Origin of the sequence: Rhodococcus sp. Ni2 (assembly GCF_021352185.1) — a bacterium.
In the GTDB taxonomy this organism is placed as follows: Bacteria; Actinomycetota; Actinomycetes; order Mycobacteriales; family Mycobacteriaceae; genus Rhodococcus_F; species Rhodococcus_F qingshengii.
On record NZ_WOXZ01000003.1, the window covers coordinates 496,495 to 522,515 of the forward strand.

General features: G+C 63.4%; 27 protein-coding genes. 19 read left to right on the forward strand and 8 right to left on the reverse strand.

The features are described from left to right. Positions 1–142: 142 nt before the first annotated feature. Positions 143–712, reverse strand: coding sequence for a DUF5655 domain-containing protein (locus tag GN300_RS28775; protein ID WP_063316116.1), 570 nt, complete (start codon positions 710–712; stop codon positions 143–145). A gap of 95 nt (positions 713–807) precedes the next feature. After that, positions 808–1,461 (reverse strand): GNAT family N-acetyltransferase, encoded by a 654-nt coding sequence (locus GN300_RS28780; RefSeq protein WP_197487728.1) that lies wholly within the window; start codon positions 1,459–1,461, stop codon positions 808–810. 124 nt (positions 1,462–1,585) lie between these two features. On the opposite strand from GN300_RS28780, the gene GN300_RS28785 reads away from it, so the two are divergent. The 5 genes from GN300_RS28785 to GN300_RS28805 all read left to right on the forward strand — a co-directional run bounded on the left by GN300_RS28785 (position 1,586) and on the right by GN300_RS28805 (position 8,061). Beyond that, positions 1,586–2,977, forward strand: coding sequence for an MFS transporter (locus GN300_RS28785; RefSeq protein WP_180279626.1), 1,392 nt, complete (start codon positions 1,586–1,588; stop codon positions 2,975–2,977). Positions 2,978–2,980: 3 nt separating this feature from the next. Continuing rightward, positions 2,981–4,537: an aminotransferase class V-fold PLP-dependent enzyme gene (locus GN300_RS28790; RefSeq protein WP_176742016.1), complete on the forward strand. Its 1,557-nt coding sequence runs from the start codon at positions 2,981–2,983 to the stop codon at positions 4,535–4,537. A gap of 127 nt (positions 4,538–4,664) precedes the next feature. Next, entirely contained in the window at positions 4,665–5,996 is a 1,332-nt protein-coding gene (locus GN300_RS28795) for a cyclopropane-fatty-acyl-phospholipid synthase family protein (protein ID WP_063316114.1), read from the forward strand. Between the two features lie 20 nt (positions 5,997–6,016). After that, positions 6,017–7,336, forward strand: coding sequence for a lipase family protein (locus tag GN300_RS28800; RefSeq protein WP_063316113.1), 1,320 nt, complete (start codon positions 6,017–6,019; stop codon positions 7,334–7,336). Positions 7,337–7,389: 53 nt separating this feature from the next. Beyond that, positions 7,390–8,061, forward strand: coding sequence for a DUF1345 domain-containing protein (locus GN300_RS28805; RefSeq protein WP_030537075.1), 672 nt, complete (start codon positions 7,390–7,392; stop codon positions 8,059–8,061). Between the two features lie 21 nt (positions 8,062–8,082). Here the strand turns inward: GN300_RS28805 and GN300_RS28810 are convergent, their stop codons facing one another. Continuing rightward, a complete protein-coding gene (locus tag GN300_RS28810) occupies positions 8,083–8,712 on the reverse strand; it encodes a LysE family transporter (RefSeq protein WP_037130153.1) in 630 nt (209 codons plus the stop codon). Between the two features lie 110 nt (positions 8,713–8,822). On the opposite strand from GN300_RS28810, the gene GN300_RS28815 reads away from it, so the two are divergent. Both GN300_RS28815 and GN300_RS28820 read left to right on the forward strand, forming a co-directional pair. Beyond that, positions 8,823–9,479, forward strand: a complete 657-nt coding sequence (locus GN300_RS28815) for a nitroreductase family protein (RefSeq protein ID WP_003942413.1) — start codon at positions 8,823–8,825, stop codon at positions 9,477–9,479. Continuing rightward, positions 9,473–10,078, forward strand: coding sequence for a dihydrofolate reductase family protein (locus GN300_RS28820; RefSeq protein ID WP_030537073.1), 606 nt, complete (start codon positions 9,473–9,475; stop codon positions 10,076–10,078). The genes GN300_RS28815 and GN300_RS28820 overlap by 7 nt, the downstream gene beginning before the upstream one ends. On the opposite strand, the gene GN300_RS28825 is transcribed toward GN300_RS28820, so the two are convergent. Then, entirely contained in the window at positions 10,075–10,878 is an 804-nt protein-coding gene (locus GN300_RS28825; protein ID WP_233405719.1) for a sulfite exporter TauE/SafE family protein, read from the reverse strand. The two genes, GN300_RS28820 and GN300_RS28825, sit on opposite strands and share 4 nt — an antisense overlap. A gap of 92 nt (positions 10,879–10,970) precedes the next feature. On the opposite strand from GN300_RS28825, the gene GN300_RS29945 reads away from it, so the two are divergent. Continuing rightward, a complete protein-coding gene (locus GN300_RS29945) occupies positions 10,971–11,774 on the forward strand; it encodes a helix-turn-helix domain-containing protein (protein WP_054187183.1) in 804 nt (267 codons plus the stop codon). Here GN300_RS29945 and GN300_RS28835 read toward each other — a convergent pair. From GN300_RS28835 to GN300_RS28845, 3 genes are all read right to left on the reverse strand, one after another. Beyond that, a complete protein-coding gene (locus GN300_RS28835; RefSeq protein WP_007732260.1) occupies positions 11,752–12,201 on the reverse strand; it encodes a hypothetical protein in 450 nt (149 codons plus the stop codon). The two genes, GN300_RS29945 and GN300_RS28835, sit on opposite strands and share 23 nt — an antisense overlap. A gap of 46 nt (positions 12,202–12,247) precedes the next feature. Continuing rightward, entirely contained in the window at positions 12,248–13,501 is a 1,254-nt protein-coding gene (locus tag GN300_RS28840) for a glycoside hydrolase family 1 protein (RefSeq protein ID WP_007732259.1), read from the reverse strand. A gap of 140 nt (positions 13,502–13,641) precedes the next feature. Continuing rightward, positions 13,642–16,911 (reverse strand): arabinosyltransferase domain-containing protein, encoded by a 3,270-nt coding sequence (locus GN300_RS28845; protein ID WP_371747822.1) that lies wholly within the window; start codon positions 16,909–16,911, stop codon positions 13,642–13,644. 118 nt (positions 16,912–17,029) lie between these two features. On the opposite strand from GN300_RS28845, the gene GN300_RS28850 reads away from it, so the two are divergent. The 11 genes from GN300_RS28850 to hisF all read left to right on the forward strand — a co-directional run bounded on the left by GN300_RS28850 (position 17,030) and on the right by hisF (position 25,358). Beyond that, on the forward strand, positions 17,030–17,512 hold the full coding sequence (locus GN300_RS28850; RefSeq protein ID WP_231917356.1) for a hypothetical protein: 483 nt from the start codon (positions 17,030–17,032) through the stop codon (positions 17,510–17,512). Between the two features lie 153 nt (positions 17,513–17,665). Next, positions 17,666–18,988 (forward strand): histidinol dehydrogenase, encoded by a 1,323-nt coding sequence (gene hisD / locus GN300_RS28855; RefSeq protein ID WP_063316111.1) that lies wholly within the window; start codon positions 17,666–17,668, stop codon positions 18,986–18,988. Beyond that, entirely contained in the window at positions 18,985–20,127 is a 1,143-nt protein-coding gene (locus GN300_RS28860; RefSeq protein ID WP_042449556.1) for a histidinol-phosphate transaminase, read from the forward strand. Before hisD ends, GN300_RS28860 begins: the two co-directional genes overlap by 4 nt. Next, the gene (gene hisB / locus GN300_RS28865; RefSeq protein WP_003942383.1) at positions 20,124–20,738 is read left to right on the forward strand and encodes an imidazoleglycerol-phosphate dehydratase HisB; all 615 of its coding nucleotides are present in this window, start codon (positions 20,124–20,126) and stop codon (positions 20,736–20,738) included. Before GN300_RS28860 ends, hisB begins: the two co-directional genes overlap by 4 nt. Continuing rightward, entirely contained in the window at positions 20,735–20,884 is a 150-nt protein-coding gene (locus tag GN300_RS28870; RefSeq protein WP_007732248.1) for a hypothetical protein, read from the forward strand. Before hisB ends, GN300_RS28870 begins: the two co-directional genes overlap by 4 nt. A 92-nt stretch (positions 20,885–20,976) precedes the next feature. Beyond that, a complete protein-coding gene (locus tag GN300_RS28875) occupies positions 20,977–22,098 on the forward strand; it encodes an MFS transporter (protein ID WP_063316110.1) in 1,122 nt (373 codons plus the stop codon). Positions 22,099–22,107: 9 nt separating this feature from the next. Then, complete coding sequence (hisH, locus tag GN300_RS28880; RefSeq protein ID WP_063316109.1) at positions 22,108–22,743, forward strand: imidazole glycerol phosphate synthase subunit HisH; 636 nt, start codon at positions 22,108–22,110, stop codon at positions 22,741–22,743. Further along, the gene (locus GN300_RS28885) at positions 22,740–22,991 is read left to right on the forward strand and encodes a hypothetical protein (protein ID WP_042449550.1); all 252 of its coding nucleotides are present in this window, start codon (positions 22,740–22,742) and stop codon (positions 22,989–22,991) included. Before hisH ends, GN300_RS28885 begins: the two co-directional genes overlap by 4 nt. A gap of 19 nt (positions 22,992–23,010) precedes the next feature. Then, a complete protein-coding gene (gene priA / locus GN300_RS28890; protein ID WP_003942371.1) occupies positions 23,011–23,745 on the forward strand; it encodes a bifunctional 1-(5-phosphoribosyl)-5-((5-phosphoribosylamino)methylideneamino)imidazole-4-carboxamide isomerase/phosphoribosylanthranilate isomerase PriA in 735 nt (244 codons plus the stop codon). Between the two features lie 9 nt (positions 23,746–23,754). After that, positions 23,755–24,588, forward strand: coding sequence for an inositol monophosphatase family protein (locus GN300_RS28895; protein WP_003942414.1), 834 nt, complete (start codon positions 23,755–23,757; stop codon positions 24,586–24,588). After that, the gene (gene hisF / locus GN300_RS28900) at positions 24,585–25,358 is read left to right on the forward strand and encodes an imidazole glycerol phosphate synthase subunit HisF (RefSeq protein WP_063316108.1); all 774 of its coding nucleotides are present in this window, start codon (positions 24,585–24,587) and stop codon (positions 25,356–25,358) included. Before GN300_RS28895 ends, hisF begins: the two co-directional genes overlap by 4 nt. On the opposite strand, the gene GN300_RS28905 is transcribed toward hisF, so the two are convergent. After that, entirely contained in the window at positions 25,355–25,972 is a 618-nt protein-coding gene (locus GN300_RS28905) for a TetR/AcrR family transcriptional regulator (protein WP_030537064.1), read from the reverse strand. The two genes, hisF and GN300_RS28905, sit on opposite strands and share 4 nt — an antisense overlap. Between the last annotated feature and the right edge of the window lie 49 nt (positions 25,973–26,021).

Genomic DNA, 26,021 nt, shown 5'->3' on the forward strand with positions numbered 1-26,021 from the left:
TCATCGGCGCGCTCTTCGGCCTGAGCTGACACGTCGCAGCGACCTTCCCCCGCGGTGAAGAAAGTCCCTGTTCTCCGACAAGGAGGACAGGGACTTTCGTGCAGCCTGCCGGTGAGCGTTTGCGTGGCGGTGAGTGAGTGACCTACCGGCCGTTCTGTTGATACGCGATCGCTGTCAGCAATCCGACTTCGTCGTTCACGTCTGCGGTGCTGCTGAGCCCGATCTTGTGGGTCGACTGCCCGGGAGCTTTGGCCGGGACAAGAAGTTCGGATTCGGGGGCCTCGACAAAACGTAGTCCGAGGTCGACTCGGGCCTTGGTGGCCGCTGCGATGGCGGCGAATTGGCGAGCGCGAACGAAGGGCGTGTAGGTTCCGCGGCCTTCGACCCGAACATCGGTTCCGAGTTCGTCGATCAGACGTCGGGCTGCATCGAAGATCGGCCGCAGTGCCGCCTTCGGGCCGCTGTACTGCTGGTCGATGTATTGCTCGACGGTCGGCTCCACCCATCCGGACTGTTCGGCAGTCTCGAATGCAATTGCCCACTGCGAATTCTGCGGCACACCGTGCTCTGCTTTCAGCCACTTGCGCACTTCGTTCTGATCGAGCGGGTCGACCCCGGACGTCCGTACGGCCTCAACCCATTCTTCGAGGGTGCGCCCGGTACGGTCGCGCATGGACGAGGTGACTGCGGCCATCATGTCGGAGGGTTCCATGTGTCTGTTCTATCGGTTGTCACTGTTCTACTGGTTGTCGCTGTTCTTCCGGTTGTCGCCGCTCTCTCGGTTCTCACTGTGCACGGGGAGCTCGCTCAGTCGATGCCGAGCATCGTCTTGAACGCGCGCACGCCGGTCACTTCGACGGGATACGGCGGTGCGACAAAATCTTCGCGGCTGAGGGTGAAGAGACGACGCACGGTCATGCGACCGTCGGCAGCCAACTCCTCTACTGTGCCGTCTGCGCGGTACCCGACTTTGGTGGACACCGTGATCGAGGCGGGGTTGTCCGAGAATGCCGACGACACGACGCTTCGTGCACCCAAAGAGTCGAATGCGAATGCGCAGATTGCCTGTCGGGCGAGAGTGCCGACACCCCGGCCTTGGAACCCGCGTCCGATCCACGAGCCGGTTTCACCGGTACGACTGGTAGGAAAGTCCGTCGCGGCGAACGCCTGGCAGCCGACGATTTCTCCGTCGACGACAATGGCTGTTTCGAATTTCCAGTCGGTCATGGTCATCGCTCCGCGGACCGACCAGTGGTATTGGATGAATCTTCGCGACACTTCGTCGGGAGTGCCCACCGTCCAGGGGACGAGAAACGGCATCTGTTCGGCAGGGTGAATGCCGGCTCGGACCAGCGCAGTGAGTTCGGGGAAATGATCGTCGCGCACAGGGAGCAAGGTGATGGGCCCACACGTGATCGTGACTCCGTACGGAGGCCAGATCTCTCGCAGTGGGTCAACCATCGTCTTCAGACCTTCGTTTCGTGTGCGAATCGGGTCACAGTCTGGCATGCCAGGCACGTCCGAGTGAGCGACTTCTGGTCATCGGGATTCTTTTGCCCTCGCGGTACGGAGTCGTGACATTAGTGTGTGGACGGTGACTACAGACAAACCGGTACGTCTTCGTGAAGGTAGATCGCCTGACAGGCTTTCGCGTGGTGTGGTGGCCGGATACGCAGCGGGAAGTGTCGGTACGGGTGGATTCGGTGTTCTGCCAGGTCTGGTACTGGCGTACTACCTGACCGACACGCTCGGCGTTGCCGCGGCGCTCGCGTCGCTTGTGGTCATTGTCCCGAAAATCGCCGACGTCCTGATCGATCCGCTGATCGGGTCGATCAGCGACCGAAGCTCTCATCGAACTGGTACGCGAGTGCCACTCATGCTCGCAGGCGCTCTGGGACTGCCGTTGCTCTTCATTCTCACGTTCTCGGCCCCGGTGTCGGCCGGCCCCGGAGTCGGGGCGATGTGGGTGCTCGTCTTCTTCCTGCTCGCGGCGAGTGCCTACAGCCTCTTTCAGGTGCCGTACATCGCGTTGCCGACCGAGTTGACCGGCGATTACCACGAGCGTACCCGGTTGGTATCGGTTCGAATTGCGGTGTTGGCCCTGACAATTCTGGTCATCGGCGCCGGCGGACCCGAGCTACGCGACGCTGCCGGGGGCGGAGCACGCGGTTATCTGGTCATGGCGATCGGGGTGTCGGCGCTGATGTGCGGGGCAATGATCTGGGCAGTTCGCGGAGCCGCGCGCCACACGGTGACTCACGCGGACGCGCCGGTCGGCTCGTTGCTCTCGCAGTACCGGGACGGGTTCGACGCGATACGACGTACCCGCGCGTTCCGATTGCTGGTCATCGTCTTTGTGCTCCAAGCTCTTGCCACCGCTGTGATGTTGGCGGGTGCGCAATATCTGGCGACCTATGTGATGGGCAACGAAGGTGCGCTCACCGGTCTGTTCGTTGCACTCGTCGGACCAGCTCTCGTCGTCATGCCGCTGTGGTACCGGTTCTCGCATCGGTACGGAAAGCTTCGCGGTTACGTGGTGTCTTCGGTTCTGTTCGTCGTCGCCACGGCGTTGTTGACGCTTGCGGCTGTCGACGCGGGTTCGTGGATCTACGGTGCCGTCGCGCTTGCCGGCGTCGGCTACGCCGGCATGCAGGTGTTCCCGCTGGCGATGCTTCCGGACGTCATCGAGGACGACGCGCGAATCGGTGGGCGCCAACGCGGTGGTTCGCTCAGTGGTATCTGGACCGCCGCGGAAACCGCAGGCCTTGCCCTGGGACCCGCGGTGTTCTTGGGTGTACTCGCGGTGACCGGCTTCGTCTCGAAAACTGCGGGCGAGACTGTCGTGCAACCGGAATCGGCGCTGACCGGAATTGCCCTCGGCTTCTCGGTCGTGCCGGCGATCCTGGTTGCGATCAGCCTGGTCGTATTGCGGAATTACCGCACCGAACAAGAATCCACTCACGAGAACGAAAGGTGAACGATGAGTTCCACTCGGGCCGAGGAACTTCAGGGCAAGATCGTCGAGAGCGCAAACCTCGAGAAGAGGGCGGCCGACATCTTGAGTCGGTTGCGTTCGCTTCGCGAGCAGGACGCTCCGACGCACGGAGGCCGGGTTCTGTCGTACGTGTACGACAGCGGCCTCGCAGCGCTCGACGAGTTGGCAGCGGACGCAGCTCGATTGGTTCAGCCGGTCAACGGTCTCGACCCGACGGTGTTCCCGTCCACCGCGGTGATGGAGCGTGAGTTGGTTGCGTTCGCACGCGAGTTCCTCCATGGAGCTTCAGACCCAGCCGCAGATACAGACGCCGGAGGCGTAGTCGTCGGCAATGTCACCAGCGGCGGAACGGAGAGTTGTGTGTTGGCCGTCAAGGCAGCTCGCGACTTCCGTGGGCTCCCGCCGGGTGAGGGTTCGCTGGTTCTTCCGACCACCGCGCATGCCGCTTTCCACAAGGCAGCTCACCTGCTCGGACTGGAACTGATCCTGGTACCAGTAGATCCCACGTCGGGGCGCGTCGGCGCACAAGATATTGCGACGGCAGTTCGGAAAGACACGGTCTTGATCGTCGTCTCCGCGCCCAGCTACCCGTTCGCGGCGCTCGACCCGATCGCCGATGTCGCGGAAGTTGCTCGTGCACATTCGATTCCACTGCATGTCGACGCCTGCATCGGTGGGCTTGCGTTGCCGTGGTGGGGTGATCTGCCACCCTGGGATTTCCGGGTGCCCGGGGTCACCAGCATGTCCGTCGACTTCCACAAGTACGGATACTCGCCCAAAGGCGTTTCGGTCCTGCTGCACCGAGGGCGAGATCTGCATCGCAAGCAGTATTTCGGACTCACGGACTGGCCGGGGTACCCGGTGGTCAATCCCACGCTTCTCGGTTCCAAATCCGTTGCTGCTCTTGCCGGTGCTTGGGCGATTTCGCAAGTCCTCGGGCAATCCGGGTACGCCGAATTGGTGTCCCGGGCGCAGCGGGCCACTCGTGCACTGATCGGCACGGTCGAGGCAATCGAGGGTCTTCGCGTCGTGGGCTCGCCGGTGGGACCATTGTTCGCGGTCGCTACCGACGATTCCGTGCCGCTCGAACGGCGAGTGGATCCGCATCGCTGGGTGAGCGCTGTCGGTGCTCGCGGCTTCGTCCTTCAAGGGCAGCCGGCGTCGACGCAACCTGACGGGACGACGTTGCCTCGAACAACCCACCTCACCGTCACCCCGGTGACGGAATCTGTGCTCGGCGAGTTGACCAGCGCACTCGTCCTCGGTGCCGACGACGTTCGCGGCTCGGCGGCAGCCGAGGCGCCGCCGGCCCTGGCAGAGTTGGCCGGAGCATTCGAACGTGGCGATGTCACCGTCGCCGATGTTCTTGCGTTGCCCAGTGACGCCGTCGCGGCAGCGTTGACGTCGGCGGGGCTGGATCCTCGGGGCTCTTCCGATTCTCCCTTGGACATGGCGGCCGTCCTCGCGGCAGTGGAATCGCTGCCACGTGAGGTCACGAAGAGACTGCTGGTGGAATTCCTCGCCGGAATGGTGGAGCCCTGAACTCGGCGATGAATACCGAAACCGCGATGAACACTGTCCAAAACTCGGACAAATGGCGCGAAAGATTCGCGAATCGGGCGTAAGTTTTCTGTCATCGGCTAACCATCTTTTGTCGGAGGGTTGATCAGTGACTGGTGCCGCGGCCAAGATTTTGACGGTGTTCGAGGAAGTGATCGGGGTTCCGCTTCCGGTTCGCGTGCGATGTTGGGACGGTTCGGAGGCAGGGCCACCGGACGCCGCTGCGCAGGTTCACTTCCGGAATCGGCGTGCCCTACGGCGGGTCCTTTACTCTCCCAACGAATTAGGGCTGGCGAGGGCGTACGTTTCCGGCGATCTGGACGTAGACGGCGATATCTTCGCGCTCCTCGACGTTCCGGAACTGGTCACGCGGCTCGGTGAGAATCGTTTGTCGACGTTGCCGCTGCGCTCGATTGTTCGCGCCGCCGGTACTTTCGCCGGCTTGGGAGCGGTGGGTCCACCACCGTCACCCCCGGCGATCGAGATGCGTAGTAAGCGAGGCAAGCGGCACAGTAGATCACGCGATTCGGCGACTGTCTCCCATCACTACGACGTCGGGAATCGCTTCTACGAACTGTTCCTCGGGCCGAGCATGGTCTATTCGTGCGGATACTGGCCGGAAGGTGTCGAATCTCTCGAAGCTGCTCAGTACGCGAAGCTGGACTTGATTTGCCGCAAGCTCGATCTGAAGCCGGGAATGCGACTGCTCGACGTCGGCTGCGGTTGGGGATCGATGGCATTGCACGCCGCCCAGAACTACGGCGTCGACGTCGTCGGAGTCTCGCTGAGCAACGAGCAGGTCGAATACGCCAAGGGGCGAGTTTCCGACGCGGGTTTGACCGATCGCATCGAGATTCGGGTGCAGGACTACCGCGACGTCGACGATGGCCCTTACGACGCGATTTCGAGCATCGGCATGTCCGAGCACGTGGGCCTGGTCAATTTGCCGGTGTACACGGCAAAACTCTACGACCTGCTCGTGCCGCAGGGTCGTCTGCTCAATCATGCCATCGCCGCGGTGAAGTCGTTGTCGGACAACGTCGATGACGGTCCCAGCTTCATCGACAGGTACATCTTCCCGGACGGTGAGATCCTTCCTTTGAGTAAAACCATTGATGCGCTGGAACTTTCGGGTTTCGAGACGCGTGACAGCGAAGCGTTGCGCGAGCATTACGCACTGACACTGCGCGCATGGGTGCAGAACCTTCGCGAGAACTGGGACGCATCGGTCTTACAGGTCGGTGCTCCCCGGGTGCGTACCTGGTTGCTGTATCTCGCTGCCAGTGCCCTGGGTTTCGAGGAGCCGCACAGGCTTACGATTCATCAGGTTCTGGCCGTGAAACCAGGGGATCGGGGGGCCAGCGGCATGGCCCGCTCGCGTGACAGTTGGTATCGATCGATTGAAGTCCCGCAGATCGAAACCGGTCCGCGCGTCGACTGAGGCCTATACGTTGGATTTCCATGAGCACCCGGAAGGTTGTCCTCGCGGCACTGAAGGTTTCGGCCGTTGCGGTATCGGCGCTGTTGCCGACCTCGCTGCTGTTCACACCGATGTCGAACGCCGAACCTGTGAACGATTTCTACGATGCGATTCCGGGCGACGTCGGTGATCCGGGTTCGGTGATTCGGACGGAACCGCTGGCTCTGGCCGGTGCCGTCGGCGGAGTGCCTGGTGTGGGGACCCGGATCCTGTATTCGAGTACCGACGCCCACGGATCCAAGGTTGCTGTGTCGGGCTCGTACCTGGAGCCGGCTGCCCCGTGGTCAGGAGCGGGCCCCCGCCCGACGGTGGTGATCGGTCCGGGTACGCAGGGCCAAGGTGATCAGTGCGCGCCGTCGAGGATGTTTCCCACTGCCGGTCAGCTCCGCCTGGCGGAACCCGGGAATCCGTCGAACTACGGTGCCGGTGTGGACAGTGTCGGTGTCAACTACGAGTCAGCTTTTGCTTTCGCTTTCCTCGCCCAGGGCGTTCGTGTATTCGTCACCGACTACATCGGACTCGGAACACCCGGCGTCCATACCTACGTCAATCGCGCCGAGGAAGCCCATGCGATGTTGGACGGTGCACGCGCTGCCCGAGCCCTCGCGCAGGCAGGAGAGGACGATCCGATAGCGCTGTGGGGCCATTCGCAGGGCGGCGGCGCCACTGCCGCTGCAACCGAACTGGCACCCGAATACGCGCCTGAGTTGAATCTGGTCGGGAGTTACGCGAGCGCGCCCCCGGCAGACCTGGCAAGCGTTCTGCGTCATATCGACGGTACCGGCCTGATGGCCGCGATCGGTTACACGATCAACGGCGTCCTCGACCGCTATCCCGCCGCCCGAGAGCCGATCGAATCTCGACTCAACGACTACGGCCGGTCCGTGCTCGCCGACGTCGCCGGGCAATGCCTCATCGATTCCCGAACCAAGTACGGGAAGCAGTCGACGGCGTCGTGGACCACAGACGGACGACCACTCGCCGACGTGGTGGAATCGGTACCGGAGATCCAACAGGTGATCGAGGAACAACGCATCGGGTGGCGAACCCCGGCCTCGCCGATTCTGGTCAACGGAGCGCTCAACGACGATTTCATCCCGTACGAGCAAACCCGGCGCCTGGTTCAGGACTGGTGCGCGCGCGGGGCCGAGGCGACGTTGTTCACCGACACTTTGCCTGCGGTGAATCCGGGGAGCGGCAACAACCACCTCGCGCCGGCCGTAGCGGATTTCGGCGTCGGATTGCAGTACGTGCTGGACAGATTCAACGGCAAGCCGATAGTCGGTGCGTGCAACGCCTGAGTCGCCGTGTCACGTAACCACCGTCTCACTTCTAACAGTGGTTGACTGAGCCCGTGAACGATCGACCGCACGACCTTCCGATCAACCCGGTTCCACGGAGCGCCCTGGGTGCCGGGCCGGCGCTGAGAGTGTCGACGGGTCTGCTGCTCGGTGTGGCCGCCGGTGTCGTCACGGCGTTGGTCGGCTATCCCCGATTCGCGTTTCTGATCGGCTGGGATGTGGCGGCGATGGTGTTCACGGTGTGGACGTGGATTCTGGTCTGGCCCTTCGACGCGACGCTCACCGCAAGCCACGCAACGCGCGAAGAGCCGGCCCGAAACGTCGCGCACCTGCTGATTCTCGGTGCCGCCGTCGCGAGCCTGGTCGGTATCGCGTTCCTGCTCCTGGCGGCACCCGACGGACATCACTACCAAGTAGTGGCGGCATCGGTTGCAGTCGGCAGCGTCGTGATCTCGTGGCTGGCGGTCCACACGCTCTTCGCCCTCGGATATGCACGGCTGTACTACTCCGGCCCCGACGGCGGAATCGATTTCAATCAGGAAGAACCGCCGAGGTACAGCGATTTCGCCTACGTGGCGTACACGGTCGGGATGAGCTTCGCGATTTCCGACACCAACTTGAAGTCGTCGGACATGCGCGCGATGGCACTCGGCCACGCATTGCTGTCGTACCTGTTCGGTTCGGTGATCGTGGCGTCCGTCGTCAACTTGATTGCGGGCCTGTGATCTCTCGAGCCGTGTGACCGATCAAGCCGCTGCACGCCCGATGCTCGAGAGGAAGCCGGCGGCTCCGAAGAACAGACCGGCGAACACTCGATTGGTGGTTCGCTGCTGTTTGGGGGAGCGCATCAAGGTGAGCACCCGGGCGGCCAGGCCGGTGTATCCGGTCATCACGATCACGTCGACTGCGCACATCGTGGCGGCGATGATCAGATACTGCGGCAGCAGCGGCGCCGACGGGTCCAGGAACTGCGGGAGCACTGCGAGCATGAAAACGACGGCCTTCGGATTGCTCGCGTTCACGAGAAATCCGCGAAGCATCATCATCGGACCGGAGCTGCTCGCGGCTGCCTCGTCGGTCTCCACCTCGGTGGGCGCCGATCGCCACTGCCTGATCCCCAGGTAGACGAGGTATGCGACACCGAACCACTTGATCAAGGAAAAGGCCACGGTCGAACTGGCGAGAATTGCACCGACCCCCGCCGCGACAATTCCGATCTGCAGCAACAATCCCAACTGCAGCCCGAAGATGTTCCAGTATCCGCGTCGCAAGCCGTAGGCAAGTCCCGACGACATCGACGCAATGGCGCCGGCCCCCGGCGACAGGCTGATCACCCAACTTGCTCCGAAGAACGCCAACCAGACGTGCCAACTCATGTCGAAAGTCCTTTGATCGGGAAATACTCCCGACAACGAGCACGCACGGGATCAGAAAAGTGTAGACGGACAGTCCTGCTCACTGCTCGCGACAGTGCAATGATCGGGAGATGACGTCGTATCCCGTACTGGACCTGACACCCGACGAATTGCTGACCACAACGCGGACCGTTCGAAAGCGTCTGGATCTGACCCGTCCCGTGCCGTTGGACCTGGTGAAGGAATGCCTCCAGATCGCCCTGCAAGCGCCCTCCGGTTCGAATCGCCAGGGCTGGCAGTGGATGGTGGTGACCGATCCGGCACTGCGTGCAGCAGTCGGGCAGATCTACAAGGAAGTCACCGACGAGTACCTTGCCTCTCACGGTTCGGCGGCAAAACTCTTCGCCGATGATCCCGATCGCGCGCCGATTCAACAACGCGTGGGCACCAGCGTCGCGTGGCTCGGTGAGCACATGGGTGAGGTGCCGGTCCTTCTCATTCCGTGTATCAAGGCGGGCAAGACGCTGCCGGAGGGGAACCAAGCCGGCCTGTGGGGTTCGCTACTCCCGGCTGCGTGGAGTTACGCGCTGGCCGCGCGGGCACGTGGGCTCGGTACGGCGTGGACGACATTGCATTTGCAGCGTGAAGCGGAAGTTGCCGAGCTGCTGGGCATTCCGGCCGGATTCCATCAGGCTGCGCTCATCCCGACGGCGTACTTCACCGGCGAGACGTTCAAACCCGCCGCCCGTGAACCGGTCGACAACGTGCTGCACGTGGACCGATGGTGAGCCTGATCTACTCGGCGATCTGCTCGATCGACGGGTATGTGGCCGATGAGCAGGGGAACTTCGACTGGGCGGTTCCCGACGCGCAGGTCCACGCGTTCGTCAACGAGCTAGAGAGGGGAGTCGGCACGTACCTGCTCGGGCGCCGGATGTACGAGACGATGATTCCCTGGGAAACAATGGCGTCCGAGGATCTCGAGCGTTCTTCGGTGGCAGGAGGACCTTCGGCTCCGGGCGAGTTTGCCGGTATCGAGGCGGCGACCGCCGAGTTCGCTCAGATCTGGCGTGGAATCGACAAGATCGTGTACTCCACGACGCTGAACGAGGTGTCGACCGCACGTACCAGGATTGTCCCGAGCTTCGATGAAGACTTCATCCGTTTGCTCGAGAGTGAAGCGGTACAAGATATCTCGATCGGTGGACCGACGGTTGCGGTTAGTGCTTTCGCGGCGGGTTTGGTCGATGAAGTCAGACTGTTCCTGTGTCCGGTCAATATCGGTGGCGGATTGCGAGCTCTCCCGGAAAGCCGGCTTGATCTGCAACTGCTCGAGGAGAAAACCTTCGACGGCGGCGTCATCTATCTGCGATACGCCGTTCGCTAAGCAATCACCATCACTGCCGTGACGACGCCGAGTAGAGCGATGTAGGCGGCGGCATGGACTTGGTCCGGTATGGCGCCGACGATTCGTCGGCTCAGCGCGATCGCCGGTAGGGAACCGGCGAGTAGTGCACAGACGGCCAGAAGGTCGACAGCGCCGACTCTGCCCGCCGACAGATCCGAGGCTGAACTGTGCCCTGATGAGACCGCATACACCGCAGTCGCGACGACGGCGACAGGCAAGCTCAACGGGTTGGCGCTCGCGGCGGCGTCGGCCATCGGAACTCCGCGGCGTCGCATCATCGGAACCGTCATGACGCTCCCGCCGACTCCGAGGAAACTTGCGACGGCACCGATGCCTATCCCGACAGCGCGGACGCCGTGACGGTCAAGATGTTCGCGAGGTTCAGATGGTGTCAGAAACCCTTGTCGCAGAAGACTGTCCAAGATTGTCACCAGCAGGTAGAGCACAAACAGAATCCGGACGACGCCGTCGTCTACGTGGCCCGCCGCAACCGCTCCGAGCCCGGCTCCGAGTGCGACGGGGCCGATCAGAGGTCTGATGTACTCCGTCCGAAGCCGTCCTGACTTCCTGAATGCGACTGTGGCACCGAGTGAATTGACCACCATCACAGCCGCCGAGGATGCTACGGCGACATGCATCGGATCGATGACGTCCGGCCTCAGCGTCGATGCAGCGTAAACGACTGGGACAGTGACAAACCCGCCACCGAATCCGAACAGAACGGTGGTGACTCCGGTCAAGGCGCCGAAAGCGAGAAGGATGAGGGCGTAGTGAAGCACTCGATGAACGGTAGCGATTTCTCCGCTGGCGCACATTCGAAGGTTCGCCAGGTTCCATTGTCAATCAGACACGGACTCGGTAGGTTCCTCCGGTGCGCAACATCTCGATCAACGACGTCGATCACTCACCCCGCGGTGTTCTCGCAATCGGAACCGACTACCCACCCGGTCACGTGCTGGCCGCCCACGAACATCGACGAGCCCAGTTTCTCTTCGCTGTGAACGGTGCGATGAACGTCGAAACCGAAGACGGTGAGTGGACTGTTCTGCCGTCCAATGCGGTCATGATTCCCGCCGGTGTCGCTCATGCCGTGACAATGGACGGCGTCAGCACGCGAAGCCTCTACATCGAACCGTCCGCAGCGCCGTGGTTCCCGGTCAGGTGCCGAGTCGTCGCAGTATCGTCGCTCCTGCGTGAGTTACTTGTCGCTGCAGTCGACGTGGATGTCGAGCTGAATGTGGAGGACGACTTCCCCGCACACGGACGCAGCGCCGCGGTATTTCAGCTGATCCTGCACGAACTTCGCGATCTTGCGCCCCTACCTGTGGAACTCCCGCTGCCTCGGCACCCGGGATTGCGGGCGTTGTGCGCGCAGTATCTCGCAGCCCCGTCGATCCATGACTCGCCCACGCGGTGGGCTGACCGACTCCACGTCAGTGAACGGACACTGCACCGCTTGCTGATCTCGGAAACGGGGATGAGCGCGTCGTCGTGGATGCAGCGTGCCTGCATTCTTCACGCGCTTCCGAAACTTTCTGCCGGGGCCAGTGTGACGGCCGTTGCGTCTGAACTCGGATACTCGACGCCGGCTGCCTTCGCGGCGATGTGCACCCGAGTCTCGGGTGCACCGCCCAGTAGCTATCGGGCGCGCGTCACGACACAGACACAGGGATGATGTCGGCGACGACGTCGTGGATGAGACCGTCACGGACTTCGAAGGTTTCACGAATCTCCACGGTCATGAGGCGAGTGCCGCCGATTCCCGCGTCCAGCAGGTAGGTGGTCGAGACGATGTCCCCGGCCTCCGACATCTCGAGGTCTCGGACGCCCTGGATAACGCGGTATTGGATGCCGTTTTCGAGGTCGGCGGACATCTGTGGTCCGGAGAACCCCGTCTTGAGTCCGGCTTCGACGCGGGTCGCATCCGGGGCGAAATGAACATCGGAGACGTCATGGGAGACGAGGGCGTCGATGTAGGCGCGTGCTTGCGCCTCGCGGGGTGAATCGGCCGGGTTCGGGGCTGCCGTCGCAGCGCCTCCGGCAACCAGGATCAGGACAGCGGTGGCAGCGGCAGTTCCGGCGATATTTCGCAGTGTTCGCATGGGACATCCTAACGACGAGGAGTGGAGGAAATTCGGAAAACGGCCCTCATCGAGTAGCCGTACAGCTGCGGGGAGGATCGACGAGCGAGCAGAAAGCCGGGGCCATGACGGGCACGTAGTCGGCTCCGACGCCGTTGTCGTGGATGATTCGGCGGTAGGCGGCGACGCCGTCGGTCGGGATTCGGGCCGCAGTGGGATCGCCGAGAACATCGACCGTGTAGAGGCCGAATCGAGGTCGGTACGAACCCCATTCGTAGTTGTCGGTGATGGACCAGTAGTTGTAGCCGATCACGTCGGCACCGTCTTCTCGGGCGCGTTCCATCCAATAGATGTGATCGCGTAAGTGATTCGCGCGTGTGTATCCGTCGGCGCGCGGCGCTCCGTTGTCGGTGGGCATGCCGTTCTCGACGATGTAGAGGGGGAGTTCCGGATACTTGCCCGAGTACCGCATCAATGCGTCGTACAGGCCTTCGGGCTGCGGCGTGACGTTGTAGAACTCGTCGAGTGCGGCGTACGCGGCAGTCGGATTGTTCAGGGCCACACCGTAGTAGTAGTCGATGCCGAGAAAGTCGAGCTTGTCGCGCACTCGATCCGTGAATACCGAATCGATCGCCTCGGACACGCCGGGAATGAAGGAGAAATTACTGCTTACGCGGGCACCGGGATCGAGAACATGGATGCGGTCGTAGATCGCCCGGTGGACTCGGACCAATGAGTCGAACATCGACGGCGCCTGCGTGAGTGCGATTCCGCCGTAGGTCAATTCGCGCTGAACGTACACAGTCGGCTCGTTGATCGTGATCCAGAGCGCCCCGATTCCGGAGTACCGCTCGACTACCTTCTCTGCGTTGACCAGCCAATCGGCTTCCGTCTTCGGATTTGTCCAGCCGCCTTGATCGACAACCCATCCCGGATACACCCAGTGGTCGAGTGTGATCATCGGAGTCATGCCCCGCGCGCGGATGTGAGCTACCACGTCGTCGTAGTAGGCGAATTCGGTCTCGTTCCAGCTCCCGGCGGCGGGCTGAACTCGCGCCCACTCGACGCCGAATCGGAAAACCTTCGATCCCAGATCGGCCGCCCGGTCGATGTCCTCGGCGTAGCGATGACGGAAGTCGACCGAGTCACCGATCTTGTCGTGGGTTCGTCCGGAATCGGAGTATCGAGACCAGTTGCTGTCCGGCGACGAACCTTCCGATTGGAACCCGGAGGTGGCAACGCCCCAGAGGAAGTCATCCGGTACCTCAGCCGAGGCGTGAGCGGGAAGGGCCAGCACCCCGAACAGGCACGTCAGTGCCATCAGCGCAGGCGCAATAGACCGTGACAGGGCTCCCATGCCTGGGAGACTAAGTCATACAAGTGTCCAGTCGCAGGCGTTTCGTCCGATCCGCCCGCGGCAGGACCGTGTCACTCAGTGACCCAGCCGCTCAGAAATTCCGCTCAGAAAACCATGGTCATCGATCCCGGGTTCCACGTCCCGGAGCGCTGAACGGTCGTTTCGTCGACCTGGGCAGGTACTGCACTCGGATCGATCGGTGTGTACTTCTCGATCGAACCCCAGTCGCGAGCCCAGTCGTTGTCGAGATACGACGGAATGGTCTGAGCGGTCAGGAGCAGATCGATCCACCCCAACGGTCCACCACCGTAGTGGTCCTGCCAGGCACTGGTCACGAGCGCGCCGGAATGGTCGGGAAGGATCCGATACTCGGGGACCTCGGCGACACCGACCCGATGATCGAAGGGGCGTTGGCATGGGAATGCCAGTCCGACAGCCCAATCCAGCATGACGGGCGCCTGTGAACCGACGACGTCGTTGAGCTTCTGGGTCTTCGGAACCCGCGGCGGGGTGACGGCCACCCATTGGTCGGGCTTGCTGTCGTAGTCGCTGACGACCAGTCGAATGCTGTTGGCTTCGACGGGAATCTGATCCAACGGCACACGCAGGTTCCGCCATGACGGCGCCGGGCCGATGTCGAGGGGCGCGATCTTTCCGAGTGTTTCGACAGCGTCTGTTTCGGCATCGTCGACGCCACGCGCTGTGCCGTACTCGACCTCGACGTTCTGGCCGTAGGTGACGATTCCGTCCTTGTCGACGGACCGAACACGACCAGCCGCGGCAATCGAGATGATGTCGCCACGTGTGGCGTTCTCGCCCACGTCGGGGAGTTGGTACCAGTCACTGGTCAGAGTGCCGGGGGAGGGCTGACCGTAACTACCCATGACGGGTGTTGTCGCCGGGTCGAGACCGAACGGCAACGCGACCGAACTGCCGTTGACTCCGGTCTGTCCGGCGCCACCGCCGGTTCCGGCCGAGTTGCCGGCGGTGTCCTCGGAGGTGTCGACGGTGTTCGCGCCGCCGGTAGCCGTGGCTTCCTTGTCTGCTCGAAGGTCGGAGGCGACGCCATTCGGATCGAATCCCGTAGCCCCACCGGCGGACAGTCCTGTGGCGACACTGCCCGAGAGGGGCGTCAGCATCGAGGCGTTCGGATCGGTCTCGAGCAGAACGTCGTTGGCGAGTCCGCAGTGTTGGCCGAGAACGGCGTCGACGTTTGCACGGCCCACCGAATAGGCCGGGTACTGGGTGACCGCGCCCTTGGCCATGGACAGCACCTCAAAGAGGACCATGGCACCTGCGGCAACCGTCAGTGGCGAGATGGCAAGCAGTCGAGCGTGCTTCGCGGACGGTTCCTTCCCCGCGGTGTACGGCTCACGGAAGAAGTACCACGCGGCGACGCCGAGCATCAGCACCGTCAGCCCGAGGAGGACGGTGCTCGCGCCGAGTCCGCTGATGGACACAGGCTTGTCCCACCACGGAACGCTGTAGCTGGACACGTAGTAGTAGCTGTTGCTGCCGGTGAATGCCACCGCGAGGAGGAACAGGACGGCCGCCGCGAAGAGGGCCCGATTGCGCGGCGAGCGCAGGAGTTTTGTTCCTACGGCGACGGCCGTCATCATCGCCAGAACGGCGGTGAGTCCGGCAAAGATTCCGAAGTGGTGCGTCCACTTGGTCGGCGAGAACATCAGCAGTGGCAGTGCGCCGATCGTCAGCCCCACGACGCGGCGTGACGGGCCGGCGGCCAAACCGGGAATCCGGCCCCCCTTGCGCAGCATCATCGCGGTGCAGACGCCAAGGCACAGAACCATGACGAACACACCGAATCTGCGAGTCAGGGAACCGTCGACGGAGATGTTGAAGAGGTACTGATAGCGGAGGTACTCGTCGAACCAGGGCTGATTCGGTGAGATCGAGTGGACGCGTTGCATCTCGATGACGGCGGCCAGACTTTGATCGCCGAACGCGGGGATGAGAATCGAGAGTCCGGCAGCTAGCAGTGGCCCGACAGCCGCGACGTAACCGGTGGTGCGCGCACGTTCGATGATGATGCGCATGATCGGGCGTATTCCGGCGATGAGTGCGGCAAAGCAGATGAGGCCGGAAGGGCCGGCAGTCAAGGTGAATCCGGCGATCAGGATCGCGACTGCGACCGGCAGAAGTCGTCTCGTCGCGACGGCGCGTTCGATCGAGCACCAGGTCAGCAGCACGCCGAGGGCAACGATCGGTTCGGGGCGCAGTCCGTTGTTGAACGGAAGCCAGAAAGCGAGGAAGACAAGCGCGCCGGTCCAGAGGGCGAGTCGATTTCCGCGAATGGCGGCGCCCAGCCGAGGCGCAACCTCCCGGCTGATGACGAGCCAGGTGATGATGCCTGCCAACAGAGCAGGCAGACGGACCCAGGGGCTTGCGGTGCTGACGTGGGCCAGGAGTCCGAGGATGTTGTAATACGGCGTTCCGAACGGGGTTTCGGGGACCGCGAACCACCGGAAGTAGTTGGACATGTAGCCCGATTGCTCGGAGGCTCTTGCCATCGTGAACTGGTAGCCGTCGTCGGTGGTGGTAGCGCCGATGAAGTGCCACAGCACCAGAGTTCCGACGACGACCCCGTCGAGGACGGTGAACTTCCACCATCGGGCGGGCAGAAATTTGCGTGTGCCCCGGCCGTCGCGGTTGTCGAGGCGGTGCAGCGCGAAGAGGGACACGACAGCCGTGAGTGCCCCGAGAATCATGGCGAGAGTCTTGATCACCGACGGGCTCGACGTGAAGCGAGAGTCCGCCTCGATCGAGACGTTCAAACCGGCTGCCGCCGAATCGAGGTCGCTGAAGACGCCGACTACCTGTGGTCGGCTGTCGCCCTCGATGACGCGCGGTTCGGAACCGGTGGCGCTGAAGGTGGTTCGGGTCGGCTCGGCGGCGAGCGTGAGCGCGCATCCAGTCTGCAGATCAGCAACGGGTGTCGAGAGCAACACTTGATCACGCAGGACAACGTCGACCCGAGCGGGAGCGTCGGCGGATTCGGGGGAGACGGTGGCAACAAATCCGTAGCGGCGCGCATCGGGGGCACCCGGAGGTGCAGTCGAGACGAGTGTTCCGCCGGTGGCGGCCAACTCGCTGATCGACGCGCACGGAATCGATGCCTCCATGCGCAACGGTGTGTACGAGACCAATGGCGCCTCGACGCTTGTCGTCGACCCGGCCTGCGGCCAGTTGACGACGGCGGTGTCCTGCTCGATCGGCAGGAACGGCACTGATCCGCACAAAACTATGCCGAGGATCGATGCGACAATCGCAACGATCCGTGCTCGGTTCGGTCCGCTGGATCGCTGAGGGGTCGGCAAGGCCGGAGGTGCGGTCGTGGCCACGTCACTGTCTGTCACGACTTTGGACCCTAGCTGTGCGTGACGTGTTTGTTATAAAAGCGCGAGTAATGGGATGGTCGTGTTCCCGGTGTCATTCCTCGGGGTGGGGTTGTCGGCGATCGAGGCGGGGGGTGCTGTGCGCGAATTTCACGAGTCCATTCCCCTGAGCCCACTACTGCGGCGTTCGGCGGTCGCATTGTGCGTCGTCCTCGGAATTGTCCTGGTAATTGTCTGCGGGTTCGCGGCAATCGTGGATCGCGACTCGGCGGGCTACGTCGGCGCCGTGTTGTCCGCGGTCCTGTCCTTCGGGTTGGCCGCGTACATGTGGAAGGTGCGCGTGATCATCACCACAGACGTCGAACGAGTGTCGATCGCGCTGTCTCCGGGGCTCCGTCAGGTATTTAGGTGGGACGAAGTTGTGTCTGCCACTGCAGTACATATCGGGATGGGCTCCGGAATCGGTTATCGAATGACCGGCCCAGGTATGCGGGTAATTCTCGCGTCACCCGGCGACGGGGTCCGCTTTCGTCTGCATGACGGCCGTGAAATCTCGGTGGCAACACCTCGAAGGGACGAGCTGATCGAACTCGCCCGGCGGCGGGCGCCGGACCTGCAGTGAGCGTTGCAGGTGGACCGGTGAAAAACGGGGTGCGCCTATCCTGGATAATTGACATCAGTTCTGTGTTTCAGGCGCGCTGTTCAGGGCCTGTGATGCCGGACCGGTTTGCTGCCGCTTGCACAGGCACCCCGTTTGCGTACGAGAGGAACTCTCATGCTTGCCCGCACCGACCTGCGTGGTCGTACCCCATCCACGGCCGAACTTCGCGCCGCGCTTCCCCGAGGTGGAGTGGATGTGGACGCGGTACTGCATCAGGTTCGCCCGATGGTCGAAGCCGTCCGTGATCGCGGGGCAGAAGCCGCCCTCGAGTTCGGCGAGAAGTTCGACGGCGTTCGTCCGGCTTCGGTTCGTGTACCAGCAGCCGAGCTCGAGCGCGCACTTCGTGAACTCGACCCCGCAGTCAAGGAAGCCCTCGAGGTTGCGATCGAGCGCACCCGCACGGTGCACGCCGACCAGCGTCGCAAGGACACCGTCACCGAGGTTGTTCCGGGTGGCACGGTCACCGAGCGTTGGGTTCCGGTCGAGCGCGTCGGGCTGTACGTGCCCGGCGGCAATGCCGTGTACCCGTCCAGCGTTGTCATGAACGTCGTGCCGGCTCAGACGGCCGGCGTCGGATCACTTGTTGTCGCCTCGCCGCCCCAAGCCGACTTCGGCGGATTGCCGCACCCGACCATCCTTGCCGCAGCAGCCATGCTCGGCGTCGACGAGGTGTGGGCCGTCGGCGGCGGGCAGGGCGTCGCCCTCCTTACCTACGGCGGAACCGACACCGATGGAACCGAGCTTGTCCCGGTCGACCTCATCACCGGTCCCGGCAACATCTACGTCACTGCCGCCAAGCGTCTGTGCCGCGGACTGGTCGGCATCGACGCGGAAGCCGGTCCCACCGAGATCGCGATCCTCGCCGACCACACCGCTGACCCGGTCCACGTTGCCGCCGATCTCATCAGCCAGGCCGAGCACGACGTGATGGCCGCCAGCGTTCTTGTCACGACCAGCGTCGACTTGGCCGACGCGGTCGACAAGGCTCTGGCTGCGCAGCTCGAGATCACCAAGCATCGCGAGCGCGTCACCACGGCACTGACCGGTAGCCAGTCGGGCACGGTGCTCGTTTCTAATGTTTCCGCTGGTCTGCGCGTCGTCAATGCGTATGCGGCAGAGCACCTCGAGATCCAGACCGAGGATGCAACCGGGGTGGCAGCTCAGGTCACCAGCGCTGGTGCCGTGTTCGTCGGCCCGTGGGCGCCGGTCAGTCTCGGCGACTACTGCGCCGGCTCCAACCACGTTCTGCCGACGGCCGGGTGTGCACGCCACTCCTCCGGTCTGAGTGTGCAGACGTTCCTTCGTGGAATCCACGTGATCGACTACTCCGAGTCTGCACTGAAAGACGTTGCCGGACATGTCATCACGCTGGCCAATGCGGAGGATCTGCCGGCTCACGGCGAGGCTGTGCGTCTGCGATTCGAGGCTCTGCGATGAGTAGTGCTCCTGGAGAGTCGATTTCGGTCGACGCCCTGCCGATTCGCGAGAACCTGCGTGGAAAGTCGGCGTACGGCGCACCGCAGTTGACGGTTCCGGTTCAGCTCAACACGAACGAGAACCCGCATCCGCCGACCCAGGCGCTCATCGACGATGTGGCCGAATCCGTGCGCGAAGCCGCGAAGGAACTGCACCGCTACCCCGACCGTGACGCTGTGGCGTTGCGGACGGATCTGGCGGCGTACCTGGCGAAGCAGACAGGTGTACCGGTCACCGTCGACAATCTGTGGGCGGCAAACGGATCGAACGAGATTCTGCAGCAACTTCTTCAGGCGTTCGCAGGTCCGGGACGTAGCGCGATGGGTTTTGTGCCTTCGTACTCGATGCACCCGATCATCGCCGACGGTACCGATACCGAGTGGGTCGAGGTCTTCCGTCGGGACGACTTCGCACTCGACGTGGATGCTGCCGTCACCGTGATCGCGGAACGTCGACCCGACGTCGTGTTCGTGACCAGCCCCAACAACCCGACCGGACACAGCGTCGGCATTGCAGAACTGCGACGCATCCTCGACGTGGCGCCGGGCATCGTGATCGTGGACGAGGCGTACGCGGAGTTCTCCGCTGCCCCGAGCGCGATGACGCTGATCGACGAGTTCCCGGCCAAGCTGGTTGTGACCCGCACCATGAGCAAGGCTTTCGCGTTTGCCGGTGGCCGACTCGGCTACCTCGCCGCCGCTCCCGCGTTCATCGACGCACTGTTATTGGTGCGCTTGCCTTATCACCTCTCGGTGGTCACGCAGGCGGCGGCACGTGCCGCCCTGCGTCACGCCGACGAGACCCTCGGCAGTGTGCATGCCTTGTCCGCCGAGCGCGATCGCGTGTCGAAGGCGCTGGCGGACACCGGTTTCCGAGTGATTCCCAGTGACGCGAACTTCATCTTGTTCGGACAGTTCACCGACAGTGCACAGGCGTGGAAGGAATACCTCGACCGCGGGGTTCTCATCCGCGACATCGGCATCCCCGGATACCTGCGGGCCACCGTGGGACTCGAAGCCGAGAACGACGCGTTCATCAAGGCCAGTGACGAAATCGCAGGCACCCAGCTGGTCGACACGAATTCAGGAGAGACGGCATGAGCGATCGCATCGCGCGGATCGAACGAACAACTCGGGAATCAAGCATCGTCGTCGAACTGAATCTGGACGGGACCGGCATCGTCGACGTCTCCACCGGCGTTCCGTTCTTCGACCACATGCTCAACGCCCTGGGTACGCACGCCAGCTTCGATCTCGACGTCAAGGCGAAGGGTGACGTCGAGATCGACGCTCACCACACCGTCGAGGACACCGCGATCGTTTTCGGCCAGGCGCTCGGCCAGGCTCTCGGCGACAAGAAGGGCATCCGTCGTTTCGGCGACGCTTTCATCCCGATGGACGAAACGCTGGCGCACGCGTCGGTCGACGTCTCCGGTCGCCCGTACTGCGTGCACACCGGTGAGCCCGACTACATGGTGCATTCCGTCATCGGCGGGTACCCGGGCGTTCCGTATCACGCGGTGATCAACCGCCACGTGTTCGAGTCGATCGCATTGAATGCACGTATCGCACTGCACGTTCGGGTTCTGTACGGCCGCGATCAGCACCACATCACCGAGGCGGAGTACAAGGCCGTTGCGCGAGCTCTGCGTGAGGCGGTCGAGCCGGATCCGCGCGTGAGCGGCGTGCCGTCGACGAAGGGCACACTGTGAGCGTCCTCTTCACCTACTTGCTGTTCATCGGCGCGGGTATTGCCGTGGGCGGCGCCTACTCGATGTTCAAGGTCAACAAGCTTGCGTCGGGAATCCTTCTGGCGTTGGCGGTTCTGGCGGCGGTAGCGGGCGCACTGCGTCTGTGACGCGAAAAGTGACTGTGTCTGAGACGCGAAAAGTGACTGTATCTGAGACGCAAGATCCTGCTCCATCGCCGGGGTTGCTTCGCACACCGGGCATGATCGGTGTCCTGATCATGGCGGCAGCAGCTTTCGGTGGCTGGTCGTTGCTGTTGCCGGTGGTGCCGTTGCTGGTTGCGCAGTCCGGCGGATCGGATGCGCTTGCCGGATCGGTGACCGGTGTCTTCATGGCGGCCACGGTCTTGACGCAACTGCTCGTGCCTCGGTTGTTGCGGACGCAGGGCTACCGGCGCGTGCTGGCGGTCGGGTGTCTGCTCCTCGGTCCACCGTCGTTGGTGCTGTTGATCTCGGCCGACGCCGGTCCTGTCCTGGCGGTTTCCGCGGTGCGTGGTATCGGTTTCGGCATGCTGACGGTGGCCGGCAGTGCACTGGTGGCGGAGTTGGCGCCCAAACGAATTCTGGGCCGTGCCACCGGTGCTCAGGGAATCGCGATCGCAGCGTCACAAATGGCGGGGCTTCCGCTGGGGCTTGCAATCATGGAACGGTGGTCGGCGACACCGGTGTTCGTCCTCGGTGCGCTGATCCCGGCGCTCGCGCTGGTGGCCATTGCCGGGTTGCCGAAGATCTTCGCCCAGCCGACCGGGGAATCCGTTCGACTGAGTGTGTTCGCCGTCTTGGTTCCGGTGCTCGCTCTGGCGTGTGTGTCCGCCTCGTTCGGCGGATTGTCGTCTCTACTGCCGATCGCAATCTCGGAGCGCGCGGCCGTTGCTGGAGTGGTGTTGGCGACCGCCAGTGGGTCGATGTTGGTCGGCCGGTACTCGGCGGGACTGATCGCCGATCGTCTCGGCAGTGGTCGGACACTCGCGCCGGCATTGGCGTCGTCGACCATCGGATTGGTGCTGTTCGCGATCAACGTCGACGGCGGGTCGACGCCGGCCTTGTTCTGCGCGGCGGTCCTTTTCGGGCTCGGGTTCGGGGCGGTGCAGAACGAATCCTTGGTCATGGCGTTTCAGGCTGCCGGCCCGAGGCAACTCGGATCCGCCAGCGCGATCTGGAACATCGGCTACGACGCCGGCACCGGACTCGGTGCACTGGCGTTGGGATTCGTGGCCACGACTGCCGGCTACGCATGGGTGTTCGCGGTCTCCGCGGTAGTTGTCGCGCTCCTCCCGGCACTGGCCGCGGGCGGCAAAGTGATCGGCAGCAGGGTTGCCCGATAGAGTTGGGGCATGAGCGCTTCCACGATTGCTGTCCTCGATTACGGCTCCGGCAACCTGCATTCGGCCACTCGCGCACTGGCGCGCACCGGGGCGCAGGTGGAGGTGACCAACGACATGAAGGTTGCACTGGCGGCCGACGGTCTCGTGGTGCCCGGCGTCGGCGCGTTCGCGGCCTGCATGGAAGGTCTGCGTGCAGTGCAGGGTGACCGAATCATCGGCAGACGCCTGGCCGGTGGCCGACCGGTGCTGGGCATCTGCGTCGGCATGCAGATTCTGTTCGACCGGGGAGTCGAATTCGGTGTCGAGGCGGAGGGCTGTGGCGAATGGCCCGGCACCGTCGAGAGGCTGCAAGCAGAGGTTTTGCCGCACATGGGCTGGAACACCGTGGAGGCGCCGGAGTCCAGCACCCTGTTCGAGGGCATAGACGCCGATACCCGCTTCTACTTCGTCCACTCCTACGGTGTGCAGAGTTGGGAGCTCGCGCCGTCCGAGCACATTGCACCCCCGAAGCTGACATGGGCCGATCACGGCGGAAAGTTCCTCGCTGCCGTCGAGAACGGTGCGTTGTCGGCAACGCAGTTCCACCCCGAGAAATCCGGTGACGCAGGCGCCGAGTTGCTGAGCAACTGGGTGCAGAGTTTGTGACCGGGGGATCCGGACCGAACCGCGGTGACGATTTCTCCCTCGCCCGTCTGGCGTTGTTCTCGCTCGGCGCCGCTGTGGCTGCGCTGGCGGTCGCAACCGTCGTCATCGTTGTTCTCAAACCATCGCCGGGCGTCGGCCTCGTGATCGGTCTCGTGGGGGTCGTCGCTGCGATTGCGGCAATGGGCGTCGTATCCAAGCGGATGACCCGAAAAGCGTTCGGTGACCCGGAAGACGGTTCGAGGTCCTGACCTACTAGGGTTACCGCACGTGAGCCTGGTCCTTTTGCCTGCTGTAGATGTCGTCAACGGTGAAGCTGTTCGCCTCGTGCAAGGAGAGGCGGGAAGTGAGACCGGTTACGGGTCGCCCCGCGACGCTGCTCTTGCGTGGCAGAACGACGGTGCCGAATGGGTGCATCTTGTCGACCTCGACGCTGCTTTCGGGCGTGGGTCCAACAGTGAACTGTTGGCCGGCGTCATCGGCGACCTGACGGTCAAGGTGGAACTGTCCGGTGGAATCCGCGACGACGCTTCCCTGGAAGCCGCACTGGCCACCGGCTGTGCTCGCGTGAATCTCGGTACTGCCGCTATCGAGGATCCCGAGTGGTGTGCGCGTGCATTGGCCAAGTACGGCGACAAGATCGCTGTCGGCCTCGATGTTCGTCTCGTCGACGGTCAGTACCGCACCCGTGGTCGCGGCTGGGTCACCGACGGCGGCGATCTGTGGGAGACCCTCGCGCGTCTGGACCGTGACGGCTGCACTCGTTACGTCGTCACCGACGTCTCCAAGGACGGCACACTCACCGGTCCCAATCTCGAACTTCTCAGCCAGGTCTGCGCGGTCACCGACGCGCACGTCGTCGCCTCCGGTGGTGTGTCGACCATCGAGGATCTACTCGCCATTTCCAGCCTGGTTGATCAGGGTGTCGAGGGCGCGATCGTGGGCAAGGCATTGTATGCCGGTCGCTTCACTCTCCCCGAAGCACTGGCAGCAGTTTCCGGATAGATTTTCCAGATGACTCCGACGCGTGACCTCGACGAACTTCTCGCGATTGCGGGTCGGCTTCTCGACGGCGTCCACGATCAGTTCGTCTCCGGTGTCGGCGCCCCGAGTGCGGTCCGCAAGGGCTGGGGTGATTTTGCCACCGAGGTCGATCTTGCGCTCGAGAAGCGGTTGACCGCGGAGTTGTTCGAGCAGACCGGCATCGAGGTGCACGGCGAGGAATTCGGCGGTCCCGACGTCGGTTCCGGGCTCGTCTGGGTTCTCGACCCCGTTGACGGTACTTTCAACTACTCGGCCGGATTGCCCACTGCCGGAACGTTGTTGGCGCTTCTCGACGACGGTGTCCCGGTGCTCGGATTGACCTGGCTTCCATTGATCGGTCACACGTACGCGACTCGCGCCGGCGGTCCGTTGTTGGTCAATGGAATCGCCGTACCGCCGCTGGAGCCAACCGATCTGGCGTCGTCGATCGTCGGCTTGGGTGCGCTCAACGTCAACAGTCGAGGGCGGATCCCCGGCAGTTTCCGTCTCGACCTCCTCGCCGAGATCAGCAAGGTGTCCTCGCGGATCCGGATACACGGTTCAACCGGAGTCGATCTGGCCTTCACCGCGGCCGGCATCCTGGGCGGTGCGATCGTCTACGGCCGCAACGCGTGGGACAACGCGGCCGGGGTCGCGCTCGTTCGCGGTGCGGGCGGGGTGGTCACCGACCTGGCCGGCCGCCCGTGGACCGTAGAATCGGAGTCGGTGCTCGCTGCCGCTCCGGGCATCCACGGTGAGATTCTCGATATCCTCAACGCGCTCGGTGATCCGCGCGCTTCGTCCTCAGGAGGACCACAGTCATGACCCTCGCAGTTCGTGTGATTCCGTGCCTCGACGTCGACGCCGGGCGAGTGGTCAAGGGTGTCAATTTCGAGAATCTTCGCGACGCCGGAGATCCGGTGGAACTCGCGGCAGCGTACGACGCTCAGGGCGCCGACGAACTGACCTTCCTGGACGTGACCGCCTCCACGTCGGATCGCGGCACGATGCTCGACGTCGTAAGTCGCACTGCCGAGCAGGTTTTCATTCCTCTGACCGTCGGCGGTGGAGTGCGCACGGTCGCGGATGTCGATCGTCTGCTGCGTGCCGGTGCCGACAAGGTCAGCGTCAACACCGCGGCGATTGCGCGCCCGGAACTGCTGAAGGAACTGAGTGAGCGTTTCGGCTCGCAGTGCATCGTCCTCTCGGTCGATGCCCGCACCGTTCCCCAGGGGCAGCCGGACACACCGTCGGGGTGGGAGGTCACGACGCACGGGGGCAAGCGCGGCACCGGGATCGACGCTGTCGAGTGGGCCGAGCGTGGTGCAGAGTTGGGAGTGGGGGAGATCCTGCTCAACTCGATGGATGCCGACGGCACCAAAGCGGGCTTCGACCTTCTGATGATCCGCGCTGTCCGTGCAGCGGTCCACGTACCGGTGATCGCCAGTGGCGGTGCCGGCCTGGTCGAGCACTTCGCCCCGGCTGTCGGAGCGGGCGCGGACGCAGTTCTCGCAGCAAGTGTCTTCCACTTCGGCGATCTGAGCATCCCGGAGGTCAAGGATGCGATGCGTGCCGAGGGAATCGTCGTTCGCTAGGCGTTCTCGGCGCGGATTCCGTCGAACATGAGGCGGCTGATGGCTTGGTTCAACGCCGTGCAGTCGACGGACGAACCGGCTCGCAATCCTTGAATCGCACTTGCCAGCATCATGCCGTTGACGGCGTGGGCAGTGTTGTCGACATCGAGGTCGGCGCGTAGATAGCCGCATTCGACTCCGTGGTGCAGGTACGCCGCGGTCAACGAAGCCGACTGGTCGAGTAGATCGAGCATCCGGCCCGTCAGATCGGCGTCGACGCCCGTCGTCTCGAACAGCAGAACCCGCGGGATGCGGGGGTCGTCGAAGAAGATGCGGGGGAGCGCCTCGGCGATCCGTCCCACCTGGGCGCGGTACTCGTCCAGTGTGCTGGCGGCGTCGGGAGCATTCTCGGTGGCCAGTGCGCTGATGATCTTTGCGACGAGGTCGTCGATGACGTGATCGATGATGTCGCGCTTGTTCTCGAAGTACCGGTAGAAGGTCCCGTGGCCGATTCCGAGAGTTGTTGCGATGTCGGCAATTCCGGTTGCGTGATAGCCGCGCTGGGCGAAGCACTCGAATGATGCGTCGATGATCTCGCGGCGCAATTCCGCCTTTTTTCGTTCCGCTCTGGTCATGGCCTTCGTCACATCAGGAATGATACCGTTCTCAATAACGGAATGACGT